Genomic DNA, 25435 nt, shown 5'->3' with positions numbered 1-25435 from the left:
AAACCCAAATTGTAATCGATTACTTTTGAGAGGCTAGCATGGTCGCAACAACGCACGGGGCCGGGAACGCGGGAACGCAACAACGGCTGCTGGTACCCAGACTGTCGCTGATGATGTTTATGCAGTTTTTCATCTGGGGCAGCTGGTCTGTCACGCTCGGCCTGGTCATGGCCCGGCACAATATGTCGCTGCTGATCGGGGATGCGTTCTCGGCGGGGCCGATAGCGTCGATCCTCTCGCCCTTTGTGCTGGGTATGCTGGTAGACCGCTTCTTCCCGTCGCAGAAAGTCATGGCGGTAATGAATCTGGCAGGGGCGGTGATCCTGTGGTTTGTGCCCGCCGCGCTGGTGGCTGAAAATGGCGCGCTGCTGATTGCGCTGCTGTTTGGTTATACCCTGTGTTTTATGCCAACCCTCGCGCTCTCTAACAATATCGCGTTTCACAGCCTGAACAGCAGCGATAAAAGTTTCCCGGTGGTGCGGGTATTCGGCACCATTGGCTGGATCGTTGCGGGCATATTTATTGGCGTTGTCGGCATCTCTGACAGCACTTCCGTGTTTACCGTGGCGGCGCTGTGCTCCGTCGCGCTGGCTATTTACAGCCTGACGCTGCCGCACACGCCCGCACCGGCTAAAGGCTTGCCTTTCAGAGTGCGCGATCTCTTCTGTGCGGATGCCTTCGCCTTATTGAAAATCCGCCATTTCTTTATTTTTTCCCTGTGCGCCATGCTGATCTCTATTCCGCTGGGCACTTATTACGCCTATACCGCCTCCTGGCTGGCCGACGCAGGCGTCACAAACGTCAGTACCGTGATGTCTTTTGGTCAGATGTCAGAAATATTCTTCATGCTGGTGATTCCGTTCCTGTTCCGCCGTCTCGGCGTGAAATACATGCTGCTGGCTGGCATGGTCGCCTGGTTTGTTCGTTATGCGCTGTTTGCGATGGGCATGGGCGACGAAAGCCGTGCGCTGATTTACCTCGGCATCCTGCTGCACGGCGTCTGTTACGACTTCTTTTTCGTGGTGGGCTTTATCTATACCGATCGTATTGCCGGTGAAAAAGTGAAAGGGCAGGCGCAAAGCATGATTGTGATGTTTACCTATGGCATTGGCATGCTGCTGGGTTCACAAATTTCCGGCGTGCTTTACAACAGCCTGATCGCCGGAAACGGTACGGCCCAGAACTGGGCAATTTTCTGGTGGATTCCGGCGGCTGCGGCTGCGGCGATCGCCATTGTTTTCCTCTTCTCCTTTAAGTATCGGGATGAAGCGGTTTGATTAACGGGAGGTGAGCGTGAAAACCTTAAAAGGACCTGGTATTTTCCTGTCGCAGTTTATTACGCAGCAGGCGCCGTTTAATTCGCTGGAGGGGCTGGCGCAATGGGCCGCCGGGCTTGGATACAAAGCTGTGCAGATCCCCTGTAATCATCCGGCGATATTTGACCTGGAACAGGCCGCCGTCAGCCAGACCTACTGTGATGAGGTCACCGGCTTACTGGCGCGTTACGGGCTGGTGATTAGCGAGTTATCCACGCACCTTGAGGGGCAGCTGATTGCGGTGCATCCGGCGCACGACATCGCGTTTGACGGCTTTGCGCCCGCGCAGGTACGCGGTGACAGCCAGAAGCGCAGCGCATGGGCCATCCACACGGTGAAGCTGGCGGCAGCGGCGTCGGCCAGGCTGGGACTCAGCGCCCATGCGACCTTCTCCGGCTCGCTGGCATGGCCTTATCTCTACCCGTGGCCGCCCCATAATCCTCAGCTTCTCAGTGAGGCGTTTGATGAACTGGCGCGCCGCTGGCATCCGGTGCTGGATGAGTTTGACCGCCACGGCGTTGATCTCTGTTATGAAATCCATCCGGGCGAAGATCTGCATGATGGGGCGACCTTTGAGCGGTTTCTGGCGCGGGTCAATAACCATCCGCGCTGCAACATGCTGTACGACCCCAGCCATTTGCATCTGCAACAGATGGATTATCTGCAATTTATTGATATCTATCATGCGCGTATCAAGGCTTTTCACGTTAAAGATGCTGAGTATCTGCCGAACGGGCGCAGCGGCGTTTATGGCGGATATTTGCCGTGGATTGAGCGTGCCGGGCGGTTTCGTTCGCCGGGCGACGGGCAGATTGATTTCAAAAGCATCTTCAGCAAACTTGCGCAGTATGACTTTGACGGCTGGGCGGTGCTGGAGTGGGAGTGTTGCCTGAAAGAGGGCGAGGCCGGTGCGCGCGAAGGCGCGGAATTTATCCGCAACCACATTATTCCGGTTGCCGGGCGAACCTTTGATGATTTTGCCGCGCGGGCGAGCAGCGACGCGGCCATACGGGCGCAGCTGGGTCTGGATAACGGGAGCGGGCAATGATTAACGTCGGAATTATTGGTACCGGATTTATCGGCCCGGCACATATCGAAGCGCTACGTCGGCTTGGCAACGTCAAGGTGATCGCCATTTGCGACAGCAGCCAGGCGTCGGCCGATGCGCGCGCGCGCGAACTTAATGTGCCGCACGCTTACGGCGACGTCGCGGCCTTTCTGCAGCATGAAGGCTTGCAGGCCGTACATAACTGCACGCCGAACCACCTGCACGCGGAAATTAACCGCCAGATCCTGCGCGCCGGAAAACATCTGTTCTCTGAAAAGCCGCTATGCATGACAGTGGCGGAAGCGCGTGAGCTGGTGGAGCTGGCTGAGCAGGCGGGCGTGGTGCATGGCGTCAGCTTCGTCTATCGCCAGTTTGCCATGGTTCAACAGGCGGCCAGCATGGTGAGGCATCAGCAGCTGGGTCGGCTGTTTTCAGCGCAGGGCAGCTATCTGCAGGACTGGATGCTGGAGGAAACAGATTATAACTGGCGGGTTGATGCAGAAAAGGGCGGCGCGTCGCGTGCCGTCGCGGATATCGGCTCACACTGGTGCGATACCATCCAGTTTATTACCGGCAGGAAAATCGTTGAGGTGATGGCGGATCTGTCCATTGTCTGGCCCACGCGCAAAGCCAGCCTGAATAACGCCGCAACCTTTGGTGCGCCAGATGAAGAAACACAATATGAATCCCGCAAGGTTTCCACCGAAGATATGGGTTTTGTGTTGTTCCGCTTCGATGACGGCAGTAAAGGCTGTTTCTCGGTATCGCAGGTCTCCGCAGGCCGTAAAAACCGCTTAAGCCTGGAGGTAAACGGCAGCCTGAGCTCGCTCGCCTGGGATCAGGAGGTGCCCCAGCAGCTGTGGCTGGGGCATCGACACAACGCGAATCAGCTGCTGACGGACGATCCGACGCTGATGAATCCTGAGGTCGCCAGCCGGGCGCGTTTCCCCGGCGGACATATCGAAGGCTGGCCAGATGCGTTTCGCAATATGATGCAGCAATTTTATCAGGCGGTGGAACAGGGCGCGCCACCGGCACAGGATGCAGCGGCGTTTGCTACCTTCCATGACGGCGCGCAAATCATGGCCGTGGTTGATGCTATTGTGCAAAGCAATGCGCAGCAGCGCTGGGTTAACGTGAACGTGTAGATCGTGGCCCGGCCTGCTGTGACAGCGTCGGGCTAACTTAGTGTTTCTCCTGAATTATGGTAGCCTGCGTGATATCTGATTAAGCAAGAGTTACCACCATGTCCATCCAAAAAATCGCCCGTCTCGCGGGCGTTTCTGTTGCGACGGTATCGCGGGTACTGAACAACAGCGACAGCGTAAAAGATAAAAACCGCGATAAAGTGCTCAATGCCATTCGGGACAGCAATTATCAGCCGAACCTGCTGGCGCGCCAGCTGCGTACCGCCCGCAGCTCAATGGTTCTGGTGATGGTTTCTGATATTTCTAACCCTTTTTGTGCTGAAGTGGTTAAGGGCATTGAAGAGACGGCTGAAAAGAACGGCTATCGCATTCTGCTGTGTAACTCAGGGGCCGATATCGATCGTTCGCGTTCCAGCCTGCAATTGCTGGCCGGTAAAATGGTGGACGGGATTATCACCATGGATGCCTTCAGCAAACTGCCCGATCTTGCCCGCATGATAAATAAGGCGCCCTGGGTGCAGTGCGCTGAATATGCGGATGCCGGGGATATCTCCTGTGTCGGCATCAATGATGCTGAAGCGTCGCAGGCGATGGTGCGCTATCTGGCTGAGAAGGGCCATCAACGCATTGCGCTTATCAATCACGATTTAAGCTATAAATATGCCCGGCTGCGCCAAAGAGGCTACCTCAGCCAACTGGCCAGCAGCCAGCTCGACTGGCAAAGCATCGCTTACGCCAGCGAGCTCAGCTTCAATGCCGGAAAGCAGGCGATGAAAACGCTGCTGGCGAGCGAAGAGCGTCCCGATGCGGTATTTGCGATATCCGATACGCTGGCAGCGGGGGCGATGGCCGCCATTCAGGAAGCCGGGCTGCGTATCCCGCAGGATATTGCGGTTGCCGGTTTTGATGGCACCGAACTGTCTGAAATGGTCTTTCCGCCGTTGACCACTATCGTCCAGCCTTCCCGCGACATTGGTCGCCAGGCGCTCGCTTTGCTGTTAAAGAAAATCGACAATCCCGATGCCGTTGCAGAGCGAACCATCATGTCCTGGGAACTGGTCCAGCGTGCCAGCGCATAAATCGGCGACTGCAACGACGTTGAAAGCATTCTCCGCGCTGCATCGCCGCTGGGTTGGCCGATCTGCCGTATAACCGACCCGGTTTGTTAACCTAAACCGGGAAAGCGTGTTTCAGGACGAGCCGGCGCCCCAAAGCGTGGACTTATACGCCTTCGTTATGTAATGATGCTAATTAATTGAATTTTTGTATATATAGCCCGCTGGCTGTGGCTGATACAAAATGGAATAATTATCCAGGCGATGAATGATGGCGTATTTGAATTCTTTATTAACGTTTATCGAAAGAAACCCGGTGCTCTCCGTTGGTTTTAATATTATTCTGCTGGTGATTTCCGGCATGGTTGCGCACTTTATGTGCAAGTTTTTGCTAATTAAAGTGGTGCGTAAAGCCTTCTTTGCCAGCCATAAACAGGACGTTCCATTAGAGAAAGATCGCCGTATTGCCGAAAAGCTCTCAAATTTCATCCCGGTTATTATTGTTTATTACGTATTGCAGTTTATGCCGAATATGCCAGCCTCGCTGGTAGCGGCGATTAATACAATTTGCGGGATTTTATTTTTTGTTTTCTTATCGATATTTTTCAATGAAATGCTGGATATCGTAAATAACTCCTATTTACGCAAGGCCAAACGTAAGAATCATTCCATCAAAGGTTATATTCAGATAGGGAAAATATTAATTCATATCATCGCAGCGATTATGATTCTCGCCGTGATGTCGAATAAATCACCCGCGATTATTATTTCCAGTCTTGGTGCCGTGGCGGCGGTGCTGATGTTAGTGTTTCAGCATACCTTGCTTTCGCTGGTCGCCAACGTTCAGGTTTCGTCAAATGACGTGCTGCAACTGGGCGACTGGATTGAAATGCCCGATAAGAATCTCAGCGGCGAGGTCACCGATATTGCATTACATACCATAACTATCCGTAACTGGGATAATACCATCTCGCGTATCCCGACCAAGAATTTTCTGACCGAAACCTATACTAACTGGCAGGCGATGTTCTCCTCGGGCGCGCGCCGGATTATGCGCAGTACCAATATTGATCAGCACTCGGTTAACTTTCTTTCCCAGGAGATGCTGGCCCCCATGCTGGCGATACGCGGAGTGAATGAGCCGCTTACCAGGTTGCTTGATGGCCGTGATCCGACGGGGGTGGCGGACAGTTGGTTTATTGATAACGGGCTGACAAATTTAACGCTTTTTCGTCACTACTTGATGTCCTGGCTCGCCGAACGCACTGATATCGTTAAAGATATGTATATCGTGGTCAGGACGTTGAAGCCCTCGCCAGCCGGGATCCCTCTGGAAATCTATTGCTTTACCTCATCTACGCTGTGGATGGAGTATGAAAATACGCAATCAGCTATTTTTGAGTATATTACTGCGATCGCTGGACAATTTTCCCTGCGTTTATACCAATATCCGGCGGGTCACGATTTCTGGCGTTTATCGCAGAAAAACTGATATTAACGCACAGTATCAGCGCCAGACCGACAGAATATTACGCCCCGCCTCTGGCACAGGGCTGCTGTTGCCATATCGCCTGCAACCGTACCGCCATACCCCACGCAACTCCCGCGCGGTGCGGGCGATTTACGTGGGGTATCTTTAGTTACTCTACGCGTGGATTGTCAGGCCCGGAAGCGCTCAGGGTCGCTCTTACATGAGGAAGGCCCTGCGGGTAATGTTGCTGAATAAACTCAATCATTTTTTCCCGCACGTGACAGCGTAAATCCCAGGCCGTAGGGGAATTCTGTGCCGTCATCAGCAATCTGATCGTCATGGTTTTTTCCGTGGTATCGGTCACCTGAAGCACCTGAGTTTGTTGATCCCAGAGTTTTGTTTCACTTAGGACTTTTTCAAAGTGCTGGCGCAGCGGATCTAACGGCATGGAATAATCCAGGTAAAGAAAAACAGAGCCTAAAATTTGCGCATTGTTACGCGTCCAGTTTTGGAATGGATTTTCCGTAAAGTAGGTAATAGGCAACACCAGTCGGCGCAAATCCCAGAGGCGCACCACAACATAAGTCAGGTTTATCTCTTCAATCCAGCCCCATTCTTTTTCAACCACAACAGCATCATCAATTTTTATCGGTTGCGTAAAAGCTATTTGAATGCCCGCGAACAGGTTAACCAGCGACTTCTGTAGCGCAAAGCCAATGATTATTCCGGCAACCCCGGCACCGGCCAGAATAGTGGTACCGAATTTTCGCACGCCAGGAAGACTAAGCAGAATCAGAGAAAGACAGAGCATAACAAGAACGGCAATAGCCACTTTTTTAACATAAATGATCTGCGTGCGGATTTTGCGGGCGCGAAGATTATTTGAAATGTTAATATCATAGCGGATGAAAAGCATATCCTGAGCAACATTGATCAAGCGAATCAGCACTGAGCAAAATGATAATATAATAAATATATGTACGGTGGTGCTAATAAAACCCAGCGATCCCGGTTGGATATTAACATGCTCGACCCCGAAACTGATTAACAGCAGGGGAAGGAAGAGAAACATTGAGCCGCGGAGGTGTTTTTCAAGTGACTTGAATAGCTTTCTGTCACGACTTTGCCAGTAACGGATAAATCTTAAAAGTATAAAGCGCGTGAGAAAACCCACTGCAAGGGATAGCGTGACGAGCAATACAGCAGGCACCCATGATGGAACGCCAGATAACTCACCAAATAGCAACGGCATTATTTCTCCTTATATTCAGCCAACAACCCTGATTGTCAGATTCGTTAAAAAATAGCCATGATTCTTGTCCAGATTATCTGGTTCACGCGCATTATTATAGGAGCATCTCAGGTTTTCGACTCAAGCCTGTCAGATAAGCGCATCTTTGTTTAACTGACAAAGATGCGCGTAAATTTAACCAGCAGTGGACTTATTGAGCCCGGAAATAACCTTTTTTGCACTCAGCAAAGAGAGCAGCGGAGCGGCTGCCATTACCGCAAAGAGCAACCATGCAGCGGATGAAGCGCCTTGTGCGCCGCCTGGCTCTGATAAGCCGCCAGCATTTGCCAGCACACCCGCTACTGCAGAACCCAGCGCGGTAGCAAACAGCTGAACGGTAGTAATTGACGTCGCCGCCGCATCCTGATCGTCAGCAGGCGCAATCTGCAGAATCCGCGTCAGCAAATGCGGCCAGCCCAGCCCGATGCCAAACCCTACCAGCGTTAACCCCAGGCCAATCAAACAGAGCACGCGCCAGTCCCCTGCGGCGGCACGAGGCGTAATAAGCGCCAGCAATACCATGCCCGCTAACACCAGCACCGGCCCGATGCCAATGGCGCGTTTAATGCCCCTGCCTTGCCAGCCGGAACTCCAGATTTCTGATACTGTCCATCCTGCGGCCATCAGCGCCGCCAGATACCCTGAGATCAATGGCGTCTGTCCATGCAGGATTTGCAGAAAATAGGGGATAAAAGTTTCACTCGTCATACCAATGATCAGCAGCCCCATGGTGATATAGAGCGCGAGTAAAGGCGAGTTCATCCGCAGCGCGTCACGCGGCAACAGCCTTGTTTCACTGACAAATTCCTGGCGTATCAATAACAGGATCAATACCGCAGCAACGCTTATGCCCGTAATATTGGCCGCGACGTCAGATGACATGCTTCCTGTACTCACCGCCATTACTGCGGCGACCAGCAGCAATAACTGAATCAGCGGTAACTTGCCTGCCGCAGAAGCCGTTGCACGTTTGTGTGTGGGAAAAATCAGCCAGACCAGCAAGATATAAACCAACGTCAACGGCACCAGTATGCCAAACGCAGCCCGCCAGGCGTTCATCTCGGCAAATATTCCGCCAGCGGCAGGCCCAAGCAGAGTAGCCACACCCCACATGCCGGAAATCAGCGCCATCGCACGCGGCCAGAGCTTTTCATCAAATACCGCATAAATCATGGCATAGCAGAGCGCAAACAAAAAACCGCCCCCGATACCCTGTAGTGTCCTACCAGCCAGCATAACCGGCATATTCTGCGCCAGCGCACATACCAGGCTGCCTGCGATGAATAACAGGGCTGCCACCGAATAGGCCATGCGCGGCCCGGCCAGGCTCAGCAGGCGGGCTGTCAGCGCGGAACCCAGAATCGAGGCCACAACAAACAGCGTGGTATTCCATGCGTAAAGTTCAAGGCCGCCAATTTCATTAACCACCGAGGGCAGCACGGTTGTCGCGATGTAAATGTTAATGGCATGTAGCGCCACCCCGCCCGAGAGAGCAATAGCAAAAAACAGATTTCTGCCACCCAGTAAATCACCCCAGCTTCCTTCCTGTACTGACGCCATATAAGCCTCCCGGCATGCGTTACGTTAAATGTCCCATTGCTGGCTGCAAAAGGATCCGTTACATTAATAAAACAAGTAATCGCTTGGATTATTAAAAGGGGAGGATTATTTTGTCAAGCAATCGCTTGTTAAATTCCGGCGAGAAAGCATCAGCTACACCAGACCGCCTGCTTTATTTGCTGAAAACACGCGGGCCGCAGCAGTCAGCGGAGGCGGGAGAAACCCTGGGTATTACTGCCGAGGCTGCACGCCAACAGCTCACTAAACTCGCTTCGGCGGGACTGGTGGAAACCTATGCGCAGAACAGAGGCGTTGGCCGTCCCAGCCAGTTCTGGACGTTAACCCAGGCAGGACATAACCGCTTTCCGGATACGCACTCTACATTGACCGTTCAGTTACTGGATACGGTGCGTCACGCCTTTGGCGAGCAGGCCATTGACCGTCTGATTGCGCTGCGTGAGCAGACCAGCCGGGAAAATTATCTGCATGCGCTCAATGACGCGGCCGATTTACGGGAACGGGTTGCGCGTCTGGCTTCGTTACGTTCGCTGGAGGGCTATATGGCGGAATATGAAGAGCTGGCGGATGGAACGTTACTTTTGATCGAAAATCACTGCCCAATCTGTGCCGCGGCAGCTGCCTGTCAGGGATTTTGTCGCGCTGAGTTAATGCTGTTCAGCGAAGTCCTTGACGCAAAGGTAGAGCGTACAGAGCATATATTGAATCAGGCAAGACGCTGCGCGTATAAAATTACTTGGCATGCAGATTAAAATTTATTTTGCATCAGCGCGATTAGCAGAGCGCCAAAAACCGGCGAGGCCGTAACTCCTCTTGGGTGCTAAAGGCCCGCCTGTGGCCGCGGCAATTTCCGCTGCTGGCGCAACGCAGCCAGGCGCATGATGCGCAACAAGCGCATGCTGCCCGCCGTTATCTGACGGGCAGCAGCAGCGGCTATTTACGCAGCAGGCGCAGGCCGTTCGCCACCACAAGCAGACTGGCTCCTACATCCGCGAACACCGCCATCCACATCGTGCCCATGCCCGCGATCGTTAAAGCCAGAAACAGCGCCTTAATGCCGATTGCCATCACGATGTTTTGTACCAGTACGCCGTAAGTCTGGCGAGAAAGGCGGACAAAGGCCGCAATCTTGCGTAAATCATCGTCCATTAACGCCACATCCGCGGTTTCAATCGCGGTATCCGTGCCCATCGCACCCATGGCAAAACCAATATCAGCGCGCGCCAGCGCTGGCGCATCATTGATACCGTCACCTGCCATACCGATAACGCCCTGGGTCGCGCAATCCTCCACCGCGCGCAGTTTATCTTCTGGCAGCTGGTCGCCCCGTGCTTCATCAATACCTACCTGGGCGGCGATCGCCTGTGCGGTGTGCGTGTTGTCGCCGGTCAGCATGAGGGTTCTGACGCCCAATTTATGCAGTTGACTCACGGCTTCGCGGCTGCTCTCTTTCACGGTATCGGCTACCGCAAACAGCCCAAGCACCTGATGAGCATCACAAAGCATAATCACCGTTTTACCTTGTGCCTCCAGCTTAGCGATCGCAGCCCTTATCTTTTCCGGGCAGCGCAGGGTCTCTTCTGTCAGCCGCAGATTGCCCAGGCTGTAAGTGGCACCCTTGATCACGCCGCGCACGCCGCGCCCCGGCAGCGCTTCAAAGTTATCTACCTCATAACGCTGCACGCCTTCTGACGCCGCCGATATGGCCTGCGATACCGGATGATCCGAATAACCTGCCAGACTGGCGGCCAGCCTGCGGCTTTCCTCTTCGGGAACGCCAGAGAAAATAACCGCATCCGTCTGTACCGGCTGGCCGTGCGTCAGGGTGCCGGTTTTATCGAGCGCCAGCCATTTGAGCTTACGGCCTTGCTCTAGGTAAACGCCGCCTTTGATCAAAATCCCGCGACGAGCCGCCGCCGTCAGGCCGCTGACGAGGGTTACCGGCGTGGAAATCACCAGCGCGCAGGGACAGGCGATAACCAGCATCACCAGCGCCTTATAGATCCACTCCTGCCAGCCTGCGCCGGAAATCAACGGCGGAAGTACGGCTACCGCCACCGCAATGGCAAACACCACGGGGGTATAAACCTGGGCGAAGCGGTCAACAACGCGTTGCGTGGGGGCTTTTGCCCCCTGCGCAGCCTCCACGGCGTGAATAATACGCGCCAGCGTGGTCTCTCCGGCAGCGGCCGTTACCCGGTATTCAAAGCCACCGGAACCGTTAATCGTGCCGGCAAAAACCACGTCGCCTTCACCTTTATCGACCGGCAGGCTTTCGCCGGTGACCGGTGCCTGATTGATAGCGGTACGCCCGCGCACCACGTTGCCATCCAGGGCGATACGTTCGCCGGGCTTTACCCGAACGAGGCTGTTAACCGCAATGGCGCGCACATCGGTCGTTTTCCAGCTGCCGTCAGTTTGTTGTACCGTGGCGCTTTCAGGCGTTAGTTTCATCAGGGCGCCGATAGCATTGCGCGCGCGATCGAGGGACTTCGCCTCAATCAGCTCCGCGATAGTGAACAGAACCATCACCATCGCGGCTTCCGGCCACTGCCCAAGCGCCAGAGCGCCGGTAACGGCGATGCTCATCAGGGCGTTAATATTCAGGTTGCCGTTACGCAGGGCAATCCAGCCTTTTTGGTAGGTGGACAGGCCACAGGCTGCAACGGCGATCAATGCCAGCGCCGCTTCCAGCCAGGTCGGCATACCCGTCCAGTGCATGGCTTCAGCGCTCAGCGCCGCCACGGCAGCCAGCGCCAGCGGCCACCAGGGCTTTTTCTTTTCCTCCGGCGCCTCGCGCTGACTGCTGCTGTCAGTACGCTCAGGCTCAAAGCCCAGCGAACGAATAGCGCTCAGAATCGGATCCAGCGCATCCGGCGTATGCACCACCGTCAGTACGCGCTGCATAAGGTTAAAATCCAGCGCTTTCACGGCTGGCATCCCGGCCAGTTTTTTTCGGATCAGGTTCTCTTCAACCGGGCAGTCCATCTGCATGATACGCAGGTGCGTCTGCATATCATCGCTTCCCGCCAGCGCTGATAACGAAGGTGAAGCGCGGCGCAGGCGCTCAGCTGAACCGGCCTCGCTGGTAGCGTTTGTACCACACCGATTATTACCGCAGCAGTTACTCATTTTTTTATCCCTTTGATCATCTATACTGGCATTAAAAACCCTGATGTAACTACAGGGTCAAGTTTAACGAGGTGAGAGATGAAAATTGGTGAACTGGCGCGACAGGCTGGATGCTCGGTTGAAACAGTGCGTTATTACGAGCGTGAGGGGTTGCTCCAGGCTGCGCTGCGGGATCAGAGCAATAACTACCGGCATTACGATAATGCACATGTAGACCGGCTAATGTTTATTCGCCGCTGTCGGGCGCTGGATATGACCCACGAAGAGATCCGGGTGCTGCTACAGGCACGCAGCCAGCCTGATGCCAACTGCGGAACGGTTGATGCCCTGATAGATGCGCATCTGCATCATGTACAGGCGCGGATACGTGAACTGAGTATGCTGGAAAAGCAACTTTATGACTTACAAAGCCACTGTCATGCCAACCGGGCAACGCGCGACTGTGGCATCTTGCGTGAACTGGAGCAGGCCGAAGAGGGGGAGAATAGCACCCTGGCGATCTCCTCCTCCGGCCATCTGGCTGGCAGCCATGCGCATTAAGCTTCTGTTACTCCCTGGATCAGCAAGGCGAAGGCGGTAACCGCTTCGCTCTGGTTCAGCCGTTCACGAGTTAATGCCACCGCGAGTGCCTCCCCCGCGCCAACCAGGCCAACACAGCATTGCTGTAACGCCCGGGGCGACATGTTTACATGGGGCGTCAGAACTGACACGAACATCGCAACACAGTTATCGAGCAATTCCTGAAAAACCGCCGCTTTCTCTTCGCTGCCCGCCAGTGCCGCGCCTACCGCGTGGAACTCGTCCGTGTTGTCTGCGGCGCAATGGATATAAGCGCTTGCCAGAGTCTGTACGGTTTCCGGCAAACTTAGGGGCGTGGTGGCCATCGCTTCGGTGAAATTTCTGATCCTTTCCATATCAATCCATCGGTACAGCTCAATCAGTAACGCTGAGCGCGTCGCAAAATGATCATAAACCACGGGTTTAGAGACGCCTGCGCGCGCTGCAAGGTGACCCAGCGTGAGTCGATCCGCATTCTCCTCTTTTACGATCAACAGGGCGGTATCAAGAAGCTGCTGTCGCCGTTCTGCCTTCGATAATCTTCGTGCACGGGGTTTGGATAACGTTACGTTTTCTTCTTTGCTCATATCTGGCCTGTAAAAAAAACCTACTAAAAGTAGCTTTTGTTGATTTAAGGTGCTAACTTCCTACCTTTAGTAGCTTAACACTTAACAGAGGAAACACGCTTATGTCATTTGATCCCATCTTATTACTGGGCGGTTCCGGCGCGATTGGCCGACAAACCGTACGGGCACTACGCGCCACTTATCCTGATGTTCCGCTGTTGATAGGCGGGCGCGAGCTCGCCAAGGCGCAAAAGGCCGCGGCGGAAATCGGCTGCGCGCAAGGTGTCGCAATCGACGCGGCGGCAGAGGATCTTGGTCTGGGTGAACAAAAAGTCAGTGCCGTGGTGGTGCTTTATAAGGATCATTCGCTTGCTGCCCTGCGTTTCGCCCAGTCGCGCGGGGTGCCGCACCTCAGCATCTCTTCAGGCGTATTTGAGATTGCCCCGGAAATCGCACGTTTTATGAATGCGCCTGACGCCGCAGCGATAGTACTTGGATATGAATGGCTGGTGGGTGCCACAACAGTTCCTGCGCTGCATCTGGCGCGGTCATTCAGCCAGGTACATGACATTCGGATTGGAGCACTCGTCGATGAACAAGATGTCGGCGGACCTGCGGTCGCCGCTGATTTTGAACATTTAAGTCATCTGATGCCCAGAGCGCTTACACGTCGGGATGGCGATTATATCTGGCGTGAAGGCGATGAGATGAAAGCCGTATTCTCGGCGCTCGACGGCAGCGAAATTGCCGCCACCGGCTTCTCATCAATTGACGTGGTCGGGCTGGCGTCAGCAACGGGCGCGCGCAATGTGCAGTTCGATCTGGGCATGGGCATCAGTTCCAGCCGCCGCAAAGGCGGAGCATTTTCAACTGAAATCCTTATTGAGCTGGCGGGTCTGGATCCTTCGGGTCAGACGCTTCACTCCCGACATGCGGTTGTTCATCCGGGCGGCGCAGCACCCTTAACCGGAATGGGGATTGCCTTGCTGCTTGAGCGGCTGGTTGGGCTGGATGGCAAACCGCCGGTCGCGCCTGGCCTCTATTTTCCCTACCAGGTTCTGGATGCTTCGCACTACCTGACGCGCCTGGCTGAGGAAGGAGGGCAGGTCATAAACCTGTAGTTATCCGTGTTACGACTACCATAACAACCGGCAAGCTTATTCGGCCTGCCGGTATTATTTTGTATGGTTGGCTTGCTGTTTGTATTCCGTAGTCAACAGCCAACCGGCTACCGATTAATAAGCAGCTTTTAACGGCAGAAAGAGCGGCCGCTGGCAGAATCCTTTCCCGGTAAACGGCTGATTATGATTTTTCCGGGGCGAATCGTGTCAGCACGAGCGTAAACAGGCAAATAACCGCGCCAGCAAAGAATGTCGAAGCGGAACCCCAGATATCCCAGAGCCATCCTGCACCGAGGCTTGCCAGCAATAACCCGACGCCGCTCAGCAGGCTAAAAAAACCAAATGCCGTGCCGCGCAGGTCTGCTGGTGCCGTGCGGGCAATCATGGCGTTAAGCAGCCCCTGTGTCATGCCCATATGTACGCCCCATAGCGCAACGCCAGCGATAATCCCAACCCAGCCGTTACTAAAGGCAAGCACCAGATCGGCGGCAACAAGCACCACCAGCCCCATCTGAAGCAGACGCCTGTGGCTGATGCTGTCTGATAAGCGGCCAAAGGGATAGGCGGTAACAGAAAAGACCACGTTCATCGCCACCATCACCAGTGGAATAAGGGCCAGCGGTATGTCAACCTCCAGGGCTTTTAGCACCAGGAACGCTTCGCTAAAGCGGGCAAGCGTAAAGACGCCACCCAACGCAATAACCCACCAGCAGTCGGCACCCAATCTTTTCAGGTTTTCTTTTTTAATCGGATTAGTGCGAACAGTGGTCACGGGCGTACGTGGTTCATGTAACCCGAAACACAGCAGGGCAACGGCGAGAAAGGCGGGTACCACGGCGACCCAGTAAACGGCACGAAAATCATTGCTCCACAGCAGCATAAGGCCAACGGCCAGCAGCGGACCGAGGAAAGCGCCGATGGTGTCCAACGTCTGGCGCAAGCCATACGCCGCGCCTCTGATTTCAGGCGGCGTGACATCGGCGACCAGCGCATCCCGCGGCGCGCCGCGGATCCCTTTCCCTACCCGATCGATCATGCGCGCGCTGAAGATCATGCCTGACGTGGAGGCCAGCGCAAACAGTGGTTTACTGAGCGCGCCAAGCCCATAGCCAAGTACCGCAAGCCCTTTGCGTTTTCCCAGGTAATCGCTGATAACGCCCGAAAAAACTTTTATGCATAAAGCTGTCGCTTCAGCAAGGCCCTCAATAAGCCCAATGATCACCACCGGCGTACCCAGAGCCGTGGCCATGAAGAGTGGGAGCAGGCTGTGAATCATCTCTGAGGAGACATCCATCAGCAGGCTAACGAAACCAATAATCCATACGCCACCCGGAATGCGCCGGAGTGTGGTGAAGCGAACAGCCATTTTCATATCCTGTGAAGTGCGCAGGACGGTATTAAACATCACCTTGTGTTACATGTTAATGCGAATCATTTTTTTTCATCATCTGAGGCGTTATCGTTTGTTCGCTTTGACGTTAAACGGGTGTCCCGTCTGTTCGTGCATGATGCGCCGTGATTAGCTTACATCTGCTTTCGTCACACATATTGCGCAGTTATATAAAAATTCGATAAGAATAATCTCGATTATTTCCCTCAAATTCTTATATAATTTTTCATCGCTACTGCGCTTTTGTAAGCAGAGTAAAATTTTGTTACAGAGATAGTTAGGGTAAAGAATTATGAAAAACAGGAAGTTAACATCGATCCTTGCCGTTATGGTGCTGGCTTTGACCGCATGTAATGACCAGGAAGGTATAACGTTTGTTAAAAATCCAGATAAACCCGGCGAATCATTAACCCCTCCTCACTGGGCTACCGTTGCGCGTAGCGATATCCAGAGTGGCCTTGCGATGACCCTTTTTACCGCCACATGCAAACTGCTTTATCGCGATGAGCATTGGTTTGTAGGATGTCGGCCAAAAGAAGATGAGTCCTCGTTTATGCTTTATTCCGTGCGACAGGATAAAACATCGGATAAAAGTTCGGTGGTGACCGCGCTTAACGATCAGGCGAAAAGGTATGCCCATCAGAACCTGATGCTGCGCCAGATCATCACCACTAATACGCAAGCGGTCGCGCTTAATCCAGAACGCTTACAACAAGATTTTGAAGCCCAGTCAGGATCATAAAAAGAGAAGCGATCCTTTTTCAACGCTACGGGCGCGCGGTGAGCCGTTCTTTTTTCAACATTAGCCCGCCCTCAGCCCATATCGCTTGCTGGCTGCCGCAAATAAATGCGGCGGCAATTTTATTCGTCTTTATCTTCTGCCCGCAGCGGCCAAACGGGTACTCTCACCGAACATCGCCCCGACCCTTCCCATGACCTGGATCAGAGAGCATTTTTTAAAGGTCAAAATTTATGCTATTACCTTTAATACGCTTTGGTCTTAAGTAAAAGGTTAAAGTTTCAGCAAATTTAACTAAACGCGCACGATCACAATTCTCACATTGATTACTGTCGCTAACCACATCCTTAAAGCACGTCCGACAACACCGGTGTATCGTTAAACAAACGCCAATATTTTTAAGTTATTGAATAATAATATATTTTCTTGTTATGCCATTATGGGCTGACAGATGGCGCTTTTCCTCATCTCCATGAAAAAATACCACTTTTGGGTTGCATGCTTTTTAAATGATTGTTTTAAAGCGATTATTTTTAGAGCGATCGGATTATCGCTATGGCGGGAAGATTTTTTTAAACTATTTTCGAAATTTTTTTTAGCATCTTTTTATCTCTTGTTACCGTTAAGCTTGTTTAATCATTAAATGAGAAAAAATGATTAGCTGGCACGAAGTTAGCACACGCCTAACCGGCTGAGACGCCCGTCTATCCTACGTTTTGCTATCAGAATCTCTTGCGATTAAGACCACTTTTTTCAGTAAACAAACTTGACTCTTTTTTAATAGCTAATAGTATTTTTAATAACAAAGGTTATGAAGTCTCGTGAATGTGTTGACCGCCTCGTCAGCGAACTAATAAGCCGCATTCATGCTTCATAGGCGTGTTGAAGCATAGTTGAACCCGGAGCGGCGCCAGGCGCCGATGGGAAGTTAGATAACTGACGAGCTTAGTAGCTGAAGAGGGTCGCCATGATTTATGTCTTATATCGTGTCGCCGGTGGGCAATATCGCGAGTTCACCTTACCGGATGATGATGTGGCGGCTTACCGGCGCAAATCACGGATTAAAAATATAGCAACGCCGATGAGTTCGGCAGAGGAGGAGAGTTCAACAGCCGGTAAGCGTGGATCATCCACGGTTAAAAAGCCGTTAGATGGACCTTCGAGATAGCGATAGACGCTGATGCGTTCACTGACACGGGCGATGACCAGGTCGCCCGATTCAGGCGGAATATCAGTATCAATAATCACGATACTGCCCGCAGTGGCTTCAGCACAACCGCTGTTTCGATCTATCAAATAGGCTCGCCAGGTTTTTTTGGCGCGGACGCCGTTAGGCGTGGTAACGGTCTCGCTGGTTTTACCCGCCAGCGTCCAGACAGGAACGTCACTGGCCGCGGGAGTATGTGAAAAACCTTCTCTGGTTGAAGGTCCTTGCATCTCTCCCTGACCTTTGGCCAGCCATTCGACATTGACGTTGAGTGCGGCCGCGATGTCGACCAGCTTGCGCGATCCTGCGGCCTGACCTTTGGTCAGACGCCAGATAGTGGGCTGGGAAACGCCGGATGCTTTAGCTAAAGCACCCTGAGTCATTCCGGCCATGTTCATCGCTATATTGAGCCGCGTAGCAAGAGAATCTGTTTTCATAAACGAAAATTTATAGCGCGCCGTATTGTTCGTCAAACACGCTTTGCTATGGCCTGATTCGATACGTTTTGTTATGGGTTCAAGCATTATACATAACAGAATGAAAACCACCAATGCGGCAGAGCCAATTTTTAACAAGGTCACAGGTAAGCTGGAGAAGGAGTGTGCTATGAGCGAAATAATAAAAATTCTTAAATTTGAAGAAGGTTATCGGGCAAAGCCCTATATCGATACCGAAGGCTATCCCACCGTGGCTTATGGCATAAAACTTGGGCCACGTGGATGCCCAATCACTAACTACACCTTTACGGTGCCGGAAGAAGTGGGGAGCGTATGGCTGGAAACTCTGTTAAGCAATAACAGGTTACAAATGAATGCCATACCAGGAATTGTTGATGCGCTGCGCCATTGTAACGAACCGCGTAGCGATATTTTGCACAGTATGGCATGGCAGATGGGTATCGAGGGGTTGGCGGCATTCAAGAATACATTGGCCCTGATTTCCCAGGAAAATTTTGCCGCGGCGGCCAGCAGCATGCTGATGAGCAAGTGGGCCCGGCAAACACCGAATAGAGCAAAGCGCCATGCAGAAGTCATGCGAAGTGGCAGTTATGACAGTTACAGAGGGGTGATTGTATGAGGATGAAATTACGACTAGTTAAGGATTGGCCGGACTGGTGGCGCTGGCATTCTACGAAGGCGCTGGTGCTGCTGGGGCTGTTGCCAACTATCTGGCTTGAAATGCCACCTGACTTAAAATCAATGATTCCGTCGCACTGGCTACAGGTCGCTTCATTCGTCGTCATGCTGTTAGGGATGCTTTCACGTATTACCCGACAAAAAGCACCGCCGGGTTCAGTGGCGTCAACTGAAACAGAAAATAGTAATAATTCATCACAACATTAAGTGATAAGCACCAGGGCTAAATAATAAAAGCGGTAAAAATATAATTCCGTAATAAAAGCGGAAAGGGATTTCCGCAACCTGAATTTACGTACTGAATAGTTTTAACACGGATAAAAACCCTTATTTTTTCATTCTGGAGGTTCATCATGGCTTTAACTACATCTTCACAGAAAATTGCAGCAACAAGCGCAACTGATTATAAAACCGATAATACTGCCGCCTTTCAGGCGCTGCTTAAAAAAGAGAGATATGTCATTGTCGACACCATTATTAATCTTTCTGCGCAGGTTAAAACTGCCTTTGAAGGGCAGATTATCGAAGGAACGGAGACGGGTGAAATCCGGCCGATAGGCTCTGATATGAGCGGCCGCGCCATGATTGCGCTTAAACATGAACGTTGCCAGGTACGCCAGCTGAAATCAACCAATCCACTTTTGCTGCAAAGTAATGAAGCGGGCGGCGGGCGTCAGGGTACGATCGATATTCAGGCCGATTTCTGTGTCGTTGAAGGCTGTACCATGGTTAACCAGGTGAACGCGGTGATTGCCGGTTCCGTTCAGCGTGCCCATGGTTCACGTATCATTGGTAATAACTTCCTCGACTGTATCGGCGTAGGGCTGGAAGATCGCGGCGACGCAGTGAGTATTTGGGGTTCAGGTACGGTCATTGCTCATAACTACGCCTCCTGTAAAGAGGGTACCGATGGACGTATCGCGTTTCATGCCGAAGCGCCGGTCACCTCCAATACCGGACGTGCGCAGTTTGATGCCCAGCATACCATTATGGCGAATAACCTGGCGTATGGTCCGTTCCGCCGTCACTTTGTGATGGAAGGGATCAGTAACGGTTCATCCATTGGTAACGTTTCTATCGGTGGCGCTACCTGGTGGGCGGAAGCCTATATTATGTGTACCAACGTCATGGTAGAGAACACCATCAAGTACACCCGTAAACCCACTGATTTGCAGGGGGCGAACTGGGCGCCAAAACGCGGGGCAATTTGCGTACAGAACTGGTCGTTTAACGTGAATATCCGCTCAACGGTAGTGATGGATGAAGGATCGGTTGGGGATGGTTTTATTCTTGACCGCTCATCAACCGTTTCCGGTCAGCATAAACTGACGCTGCAAATTTCGATGCTGAATAAAGGCGATCCGAAAAATAACGCCTTTAACCTGGTACCGGCGGAAGATTTGCATTTGAATAACTGTTTTGCTGATGGCTTCGCCAATTTAATTAAAAGTTCCACTAACGAGTCCAATACGCTTCTGCTTACCGGTTGTCGTCTGCGTGGTAATGGCACCGCCAGCGGCATCCTGTTCCAGGGCGGATCGGGCGGTACGCTCTCAATTAACCACAGCATCATTGATGTGGGTAAAAATGAATATGCGCTCAGCTTAATTAACCTGGCGAAAATTCATATTACCAGTACCGGATTCGCCTCAGGGAAATATGCGTCAAGCATGCGTGATGTGGGCGAGAAGTTTGTAATGAGCAACTGTTACAATCTTAATTCTGCAGTACCGCTTTCAATTCGCTATACCAAAACCAATTCATCCGGTGGTTCCAGTGCGTCAACCGAAGGGGATGTGCCGGAAATTGAATGGCTGTTTAATCAGAATGACGGCATTACCTGTGGCTTCGTCTATTCACAGGCACAGCTGAAATCTCTGACCTCGACAGTGAATAACATTGGTAAAGCGATGGGTAAAATGGTGCTGGGATACGGTGCCGATAAGAAGCTGCGTTATTACTACTCTTTAGGTTCGGCGAAAAACTCGGCCTGGTTATCGTTCGATAATAACGAGACGGTAACGCCAGCATAACCCTTTGAGCCTTCCGCGCCATGCGGAAGGCTTTTTTCACCGCGATATTTCGTGCTGTATCTCCACGCCTTCGCTATACCGCTCCCTGCGTCATGGGCTATGCTGGATATTATCCTATCGGTAACGCCAGCCCGGCCTTAGACCGCCCTCGGCGGACGCGTAAACGCCAGCGTCCCGTTGTTTAACACAGGAATTGATAATGAAGTCTGGATCCCTGGCACTGACTACCGGCTTTTTCAGCCTGAGCGTTTGCAGCCTGAACGTGGCGGCGGAAACCTGTCGCCCCCTTCCTGCAGCGATAACCCAGAGCAACAGCGTGATTTTGCTGGGCGGCACGGCAAAAGGGCCGATTAAACAGGTGGTAATGGGCGAGTTTGGCAAAAACGTTAATTCGCAAAAGCGCGTGCTGGGCCAGTTCGACCGGTGCGGCCAGCTGGTCGTGGCGGATATCAGCTACGATAAAAACGATCAAAACATTGTGTTAGCGATGGAGCAGCATATTTTTCGCGTTAATCATGGCTGGCTGGCTGAATATCAAATCTCAGTAAAAGTACAAAAAGAGGATGCCCTGGTTGAGGTGAATAACAAACAGGGCAATATCAGCTATATGGTGGGCGCTAAAGGCAATATCATCAGCGCCAGCGACAGCTTTATTCTGATGGGAAAGAAAGGCTTCACCGAAACCACCTACGATTATGATCCTCAGCTGCGCTTAAGCAGTAGTACCTCACGCGGATCGGATGCACTCACTAACGGCGAGTATCGCTATCGCTGGAACAAGGCGGGGCTGCTCACCGGCAGCAGTTCGGCGCAAAGTCAGGAGAGTTACTCCTACGATAATCAACAGCGCGAGCTGGGTATGCGGATGGTGAATACCACCAGCAACGGCAGCATTACCACGCTTGATGAGTGTCAGAGCTGGGATAAAACCGGTAACTGTACCCTGAGCTACTCCCATGAAACGGAAATCACCGGGCAGGAAACCCTGGAGCGTCAGCTGGGGACGGCGTATCGCTTTGAATACTGGGATGGCAAGACGGAATAGGGTAGAGCGCTAAAGGTCGGGCTGCATAGCACAGAGGCGCCGCCGTTGGGCGCCTCGATCAGGTTAACGTCGCGCCTGATTATTTTACGCTTTGGCTAAAGGCATCCACCGCCAGAATAGCATTGGCTACCGCTTCCGGCGTCAGGTTTGGATTCAGGTTCTTCAGCGTATCGCCTTCGCCGTTCGCCAGCGCGCCGATTTTCACCATATTTTCCCAGCTTTCCTGCTCCAGATGCATTTCCGCCAGGGTGGTCGGCATATTGATTGAGCGATAGAAGCGGATATAGCGTGCAATCTCTTCATCCGGCCGCTGCTCCAGCACCATTTGCGTCAGCGTGCCATACGCGACTTTTTCCCCGTGCGTCAGATGATGGATATCGCCTTCGATCGCGGTAAAGCCGTTATGAATCGCATGCGCGCCCGCCAGACCGGCATTTTCAAAGCCCAGTCCCGACAGCAGCGTGTTGGCTTCCACCACCGCTTCAACCGCCGGTGTCACGCGCTTCTGCGCGACAGCGGTCCAGGCGCTGTAGCCCCAGGTCAGCAGCGTCTCTTCGCAAGCGCGGGCAATCGCCATCCCGGCAATGGTCGGATCGCCATTAACCATCGATTTACCGTGCGAACGCAGCACCGCCTGCGCTTCAACGTAGGTTGCCAGGCCGTCGGCAATGCCAGAGGCAAACAGCCGAACCGGTGCCTGAGCGCAAACCCAGGTATCGACCAGCACCAGATCGGGGTTTTTACTGTAGAAGCGATAGCTTTCAAATACGCCGCTATCGGAGTAGATAACGGAAAGCGCGCTACAGGGCGCATCGGTTGAGGCAGCGGTGGGGACAATCACCACCGGCGCCTGCAGTTCATCCGCTACCGCTTTTGCCGTATCGAGCGTTTTGCCGCCGCCCAGGCCGACAACGATCGCCGAACCCTGCTGGCGCGCCGCGTTCGCCAGGCGGGTAATTTCATTCCCGGACGCCTCGCCATTGAATTTTTCATAATGCTGCTGGATCTCGCTCTGCCTGAGCGTCTCCTGCACCTGCTCACCAACCAGACCCCAAACAATATCGTCAGCGATCAGGAAGGCACTATCGCCCAGTTCTTTCAGCCAGGTTCCCAGCTCAGACAGGACGCCTGCGCCCTGAACATATTTGCGTGGGGAGGAAAAAACAAACTTACTCATTCCTGCTCTCCTTTTAGCTATCGATTTAAGGTGTTAGCTACAGCCTGGCAGGTTTTTGCGCGTTGGTTTGTTAAAGCGTGGCAAAAAGAGATTAACCGTAGCGCTGCTGGTGCGCTTTTTTACGCCGCAGATAATCTTCATCGGCGCGAATTTTATCCCAGTAGCCTTTGAAAATGGTTGCTGATTCCACCTTCTCCGCATCCAGCTGCTGCGGCAATACCTGGCGCTCGGCATCATATTTTTTACCGCCGGGATGGTTGGCGTAGCGCCGCGCGCGGGTAAAGCCCATCTGGATAAATTTACGCGCCATATCCATGCCGACAAAATCATCCTGCTGTCGATAATTTTCAAACAGCGCCATGATTTTTTCCGCTGACTCACGCGCGATAGCGGGCGTACGAAAACGCCAGTGCGGTAATATTTCTGATTTATAAGGCTCGACCAGCAATACACCCTGTTCGCCGCGGCCTACCTGATACAGCTCCGGCTGCTGGCGAAAATCGATGGTTTTAAAATCCAGCTCATAATCAAACTCTCTCATGCTCCCTCCTGTGATCGCTGCGTTAAGTTTAGTGTTCATCGCTAAACTCTGCTTTCTGCTAAGAGGCGTTTTGTCCGGGCAGGGCATAAGGCGGGAATGAGAGAGCAGGGCATCAGGCGGATGCCCTGCAAGGCGCGATTACGGCTTGCGCGCGACCAGCACGGCGCGCAGCGGGGCGGGATAACCTTCCAGCGTTTTGCTGCTGTCGTTGGGGTCAAGAAAATCCGCCAGCGACTCGGTTACCATCCAGTCGGTACGGCGCTGCTCATCGGTAGAGGTGCGGGAGAAATCCACGATACGCACATCAACAAAGCCGCACTTCTCCAGCCAGCGCGCCAACGCTGGCGCCGAGGGAATAAACCAGACGTTGCGCATTTGCGCGTAGCGCTCGCCCGGCACCAGCACATCATGCTCGTCGCCCTCGATAACCAGCGTTTCCAGCACCAGCTCGCCGCCGCTCACCAGCTGATTTTTTAGCTGATAGAGATGATCGAGCGGAGAGCGACGATGATAGAGCACGCCCATGGAAAACACGGTATCAAACGCCTTTAGCTCCGGCAGCTGTTCAATGCCGACCGGCAGCAGATGCGCGCGCTGGTCGTTGCCCAGCAGCTTGCGGACCGCTTCAAACTGGCACAGGAACAGCTGGGTGGGATCGATGCCCACCACCAGGTTGGCGCCTGCGCCGATCATCCGCCACATGTGATAACCGCTGCCGCAGCCAACATCCAGCACGGTGCGATCGGTCAGCGGTGAAATATGCGGCAGCACGCGATCCCACTTCCAGTCGGAGCGCCACTCGGTATCAATCAGGGTGCCATAAAGCGCATAAGGCCCTTTGCGCCACGGCATCAGGGTACGCAGCAGCTTTTCGATGCCCTGACGCTGGCGATCGCTAAGCGCATCGCTGTCGGCGGTCACGCTGTTCACTAAATCAAGATGCTGCGGCGTCAGCGACGGCAGATTATCCACCGCTTTGGTCCAGTTGCGAAAATGACCGTGCAGGTTTTCCCGCTGCCAGGCAGCCAGCTGTGACGGCAGCACTTCAAGCCAGCTGGCCAGCGGGCCCTGAGCGATAAGCCGATAAAAATTGCCGAAATCGATCATGCCGTACCTGCTTTTAACGCCACCAGAGAGCCAAAGTTAAAACACTGAAACCAGAGTTCGCTGTGCTGAAAACCCGCCTGACGCAGGCGCGCCTTATGCGCTTCAACCGAGTCGGTCAGCATCACGTTTTCCAGCATGCTGCGCTTCTGGCTAATTTCCAGCTCGCTGTAGCCGTTGGCACGCTTGAAGTCGTGATGCATGTTAAATAGCAGCTCGCCCACTTCGGCATTCTCAAAACTGAATTTTTCCGACAGCACCAGCGCGCCGCCAGCATTCAGGCCTTGATAAATCCGCTCCAGCAGCGTCAGACGATCGTCCGGCGCGAGGAACTGCAGGGTGAAATTCAGCACCACCATCGAGGCGTTTTCAATCTTGATGTCGCGAATGTCGGCTTCGATCACCTCCACCGGCGTGCTGGCGCGGAAGGCATCAATATGCCGACGGCAGCGCTCCACCATCGCTGGCGAGTTATCAACCGCAATAATTTTGCAGCCGTCCGCCTGTACCGAACGACGCACGGAAAGCGTGGCGGCACCCAGCGAACAGCCTAAATCGTAAACCCGCGTATTGGGCTTAACAAAGCGTTCGGCCAGCATACCGATCATGGAAATGATATTGGAATAACCCGGCACCGAGCGTTGGATCATATCCGGGAAAACTTCAGCTACGCGCTCATCAAACGTCCAGTCGCCCAGTTTATCAATAGGCGCGGAGAACAGCGTATCTCGATTAGACATAGGGGTAAATCCGGTCAACTACGGAAAGGGCGTTATTTT

General features: G+C 53.1%; 23 protein-coding genes. 13 read left to right on the top strand and 10 right to left on the bottom strand.

The window, feature by feature from the left end; all coding sequences use genetic code 11:
- The first annotated feature begins 38 nt into the window (after positions 1-38).
- The 5 genes from J2X14_RS05785 (at position 39) to J2X14_RS05765 (ending at position 6059) form a co-directional block, all read left to right on the top strand.
- On the top strand, positions 39-1277 hold the full coding sequence (locus J2X14_RS05785) for an MFS transporter (RefSeq protein WP_352410281.1): 1239 nt from the start codon (positions 39-41) through the stop codon (positions 1275-1277).
- 16 nt (positions 1278-1293) lie between these two features.
- Positions 1294-2364, top strand: coding sequence for a sugar phosphate isomerase/epimerase family protein (locus tag J2X14_RS05780; RefSeq protein ID WP_352410280.1), 1071 nt, complete (start codon positions 1294-1296; stop codon positions 2362-2364).
- Entirely contained in the window at positions 2361-3512 is a 1152-nt protein-coding gene (locus tag J2X14_RS05775) for a Gfo/Idh/MocA family protein (protein WP_352410279.1), read from the top strand. Before J2X14_RS05780 ends, J2X14_RS05775 begins: the two co-directional genes overlap by 4 nt.
- A 98-nt stretch (positions 3513-3610) precedes the next feature.
- The gene (locus tag J2X14_RS05770) at positions 3611-4591 is read left to right on the top strand and encodes a LacI family DNA-binding transcriptional regulator (protein WP_352410278.1); all 981 of its coding nucleotides are present in this window, start codon (positions 3611-3613) and stop codon (positions 4589-4591) included.
- 247 nt (positions 4592-4838) lie between these two features.
- A complete protein-coding gene (locus J2X14_RS05765; protein ID WP_352410610.1) occupies positions 4839-6059 on the top strand; it encodes a mechanosensitive ion channel family protein in 1221 nt (406 codons plus the stop codon).
- Positions 6060-6207: 148 nt separating this feature from the next.
- Here J2X14_RS05765 and J2X14_RS05760 read toward each other — a convergent pair whose 3' ends face one another.
- Together J2X14_RS05760 and J2X14_RS05755 are read right to left on the bottom strand one after the other, a co-directional pair.
- Entirely contained in the window at positions 6208-7290 is a 1083-nt protein-coding gene (locus J2X14_RS05760) for a mechanosensitive ion channel family protein (protein WP_352410277.1), read from the bottom strand.
- 174 nt (positions 7291-7464) lie between these two features.
- Positions 7465-8889, bottom strand: a complete 1425-nt coding sequence (locus tag J2X14_RS05755; protein ID WP_352410276.1) for an MFS transporter — start codon at positions 8887-8889, stop codon at positions 7465-7467.
- A 110-nt stretch (positions 8890-8999) separates the two neighbouring features.
- Between J2X14_RS05755 and J2X14_RS05750 the strand changes: the two genes are divergently transcribed.
- On the top strand, positions 9000-9659 hold the full coding sequence (locus J2X14_RS05750) for a helix-turn-helix transcriptional regulator (RefSeq protein ID WP_352410275.1): 660 nt from the start codon (positions 9000-9002) through the stop codon (positions 9657-9659).
- A 181-nt stretch (positions 9660-9840) separates the two neighbouring features.
- Here the strand turns inward: J2X14_RS05750 and J2X14_RS05745 are convergent, their stop codons facing one another.
- Positions 9841-12039, bottom strand: a complete 2199-nt coding sequence (locus tag J2X14_RS05745; protein ID WP_352410274.1) for a heavy metal translocating P-type ATPase — start codon at positions 12037-12039, stop codon at positions 9841-9843.
- Positions 12040-12117: 78 nt separating this feature from the next.
- Here J2X14_RS05745 and cadR point away from each other — a divergent pair, with 78 nt between their 5' ends.
- Positions 12118-12579, top strand: coding sequence for a Cd(II)/Pb(II)-responsive transcriptional regulator (cadR, locus tag J2X14_RS05740; RefSeq protein ID WP_352410273.1), 462 nt, complete (start codon positions 12118-12120; stop codon positions 12577-12579).
- Here the strand turns inward: cadR and J2X14_RS05735 are convergent.
- Positions 12576-13184: a TetR/AcrR family transcriptional regulator gene (locus tag J2X14_RS05735; RefSeq protein WP_352410272.1), complete on the bottom strand. Its 609-nt coding sequence runs from the start codon at positions 13182-13184 to the stop codon at positions 12576-12578. The genes cadR and J2X14_RS05735 overlap by 4 nt on opposite strands.
- Before the next feature lie 101 nt (positions 13185-13285).
- Between J2X14_RS05735 and J2X14_RS05730 the strand changes: the two genes are divergently transcribed.
- Positions 13286-14284 carry an NAD(P)-dependent oxidoreductase gene (locus tag J2X14_RS05730; RefSeq protein ID WP_352410271.1) on the top strand — a complete coding sequence of 333 codons (999 nt, stop codon included), beginning with the start codon at positions 13286-13288 and terminating at the stop codon, positions 14282-14284.
- Positions 14285-14465: 181 nt separating this feature from the next.
- Here J2X14_RS05730 and J2X14_RS05725 read toward each other — a convergent pair whose 3' ends face one another.
- The gene (locus J2X14_RS05725) at positions 14466-15650 is read right to left on the bottom strand and encodes an MFS transporter (RefSeq protein ID WP_352410270.1); all 1185 of its coding nucleotides are present in this window, start codon (positions 15648-15650) and stop codon (positions 14466-14468) included.
- 316 nt (positions 15651-15966) lie between these two features.
- Here J2X14_RS05725 and J2X14_RS05720 point away from each other — a divergent pair, with 316 nt between their 5' ends.
- Positions 15967-16416 carry a hypothetical protein gene (locus J2X14_RS05720; RefSeq protein ID WP_352410269.1) on the top strand — a complete coding sequence of 150 codons (450 nt, stop codon included), beginning with the start codon at positions 15967-15969 and terminating at the stop codon, positions 16414-16416.
- 1038 nt (positions 16417-17454) lie between these two features.
- On the opposite strand, the gene J2X14_RS05715 is transcribed toward J2X14_RS05720, so the two are convergent.
- Positions 17455-18201 (bottom strand): helix-turn-helix domain-containing protein, encoded by a 747-nt coding sequence (locus J2X14_RS05715; protein ID WP_352410268.1) that lies wholly within the window; start codon positions 18199-18201, stop codon positions 17455-17457.
- Positions 18202-18226: 25 nt separating this feature from the next.
- Between J2X14_RS05715 and J2X14_RS05710 the strand changes: the two genes are divergently transcribed.
- From J2X14_RS05710 to J2X14_RS05695, 4 genes are all read left to right on the top strand, one after another.
- Complete coding sequence (locus J2X14_RS05710) at positions 18227-18697, top strand: glycoside hydrolase family protein (protein ID WP_352410267.1); 471 nt, start codon at positions 18227-18229, stop codon at positions 18695-18697.
- Positions 18694-18963, top strand: coding sequence for a DUF7940 domain-containing protein (locus J2X14_RS05705; RefSeq protein WP_352410266.1), 270 nt, complete (start codon positions 18694-18696; stop codon positions 18961-18963). The genes J2X14_RS05710 and J2X14_RS05705 overlap by 4 nt, the downstream gene beginning before the upstream one ends.
- A gap of 146 nt (positions 18964-19109) precedes the next feature.
- Positions 19110-20789: a hypothetical protein gene (locus J2X14_RS05700; RefSeq protein WP_352410265.1), complete on the top strand. Its 1680-nt coding sequence runs from the start codon at positions 19110-19112 to the stop codon at positions 20787-20789.
- Between the two features lie 199 nt (positions 20790-20988).
- Positions 20989-21834 (top strand): hypothetical protein, encoded by an 846-nt coding sequence (locus J2X14_RS05695; protein ID WP_352410264.1) that lies wholly within the window; start codon positions 20989-20991, stop codon positions 21832-21834.
- A gap of 79 nt (positions 21835-21913) precedes the next feature.
- Here J2X14_RS05695 and J2X14_RS05690 read toward each other — a convergent pair whose 3' ends face one another.
- From J2X14_RS05690 to cmoA, 4 genes are all read right to left on the bottom strand, one after another.
- On the bottom strand, positions 21914-23011 hold the full coding sequence (locus tag J2X14_RS05690) for a glycerol dehydrogenase (RefSeq protein WP_352410263.1): 1098 nt from the start codon (positions 23009-23011) through the stop codon (positions 21914-21916).
- A 91-nt stretch (positions 23012-23102) separates the two neighbouring features.
- Positions 23103-23552, bottom strand: a complete 450-nt coding sequence (locus J2X14_RS05685; protein ID WP_352410262.1) for a DUF4385 domain-containing protein — start codon at positions 23550-23552, stop codon at positions 23103-23105.
- A gap of 138 nt (positions 23553-23690) precedes the next feature.
- A complete protein-coding gene (gene cmoB / locus J2X14_RS05680; RefSeq protein WP_352410261.1) occupies positions 23691-24659 on the bottom strand; it encodes a tRNA 5-methoxyuridine(34)/uridine 5-oxyacetic acid(34) synthase CmoB in 969 nt (322 codons plus the stop codon).
- A complete protein-coding gene (cmoA, locus tag J2X14_RS05675; RefSeq protein WP_352410260.1) occupies positions 24656-25396 on the bottom strand; it encodes a carboxy-S-adenosyl-L-methionine synthase CmoA in 741 nt (246 codons plus the stop codon). Before cmoA ends, cmoB begins: the two co-directional genes overlap by 4 nt.
- Positions 25397-25435: the final 39 nt, after the last annotated feature.

The organism is Mixta sp. BE291 (assembly GCF_031457955.1).
In the GTDB taxonomy this organism is placed as follows: Bacteria; Pseudomonadota; Gammaproteobacteria; order Enterobacterales; family Enterobacteriaceae; genus Mixta.
The sequence above is the reverse complement of the archived record's forward strand: the minus strand, read 5'-3'. Positions and strand labels throughout refer to the sequence as shown.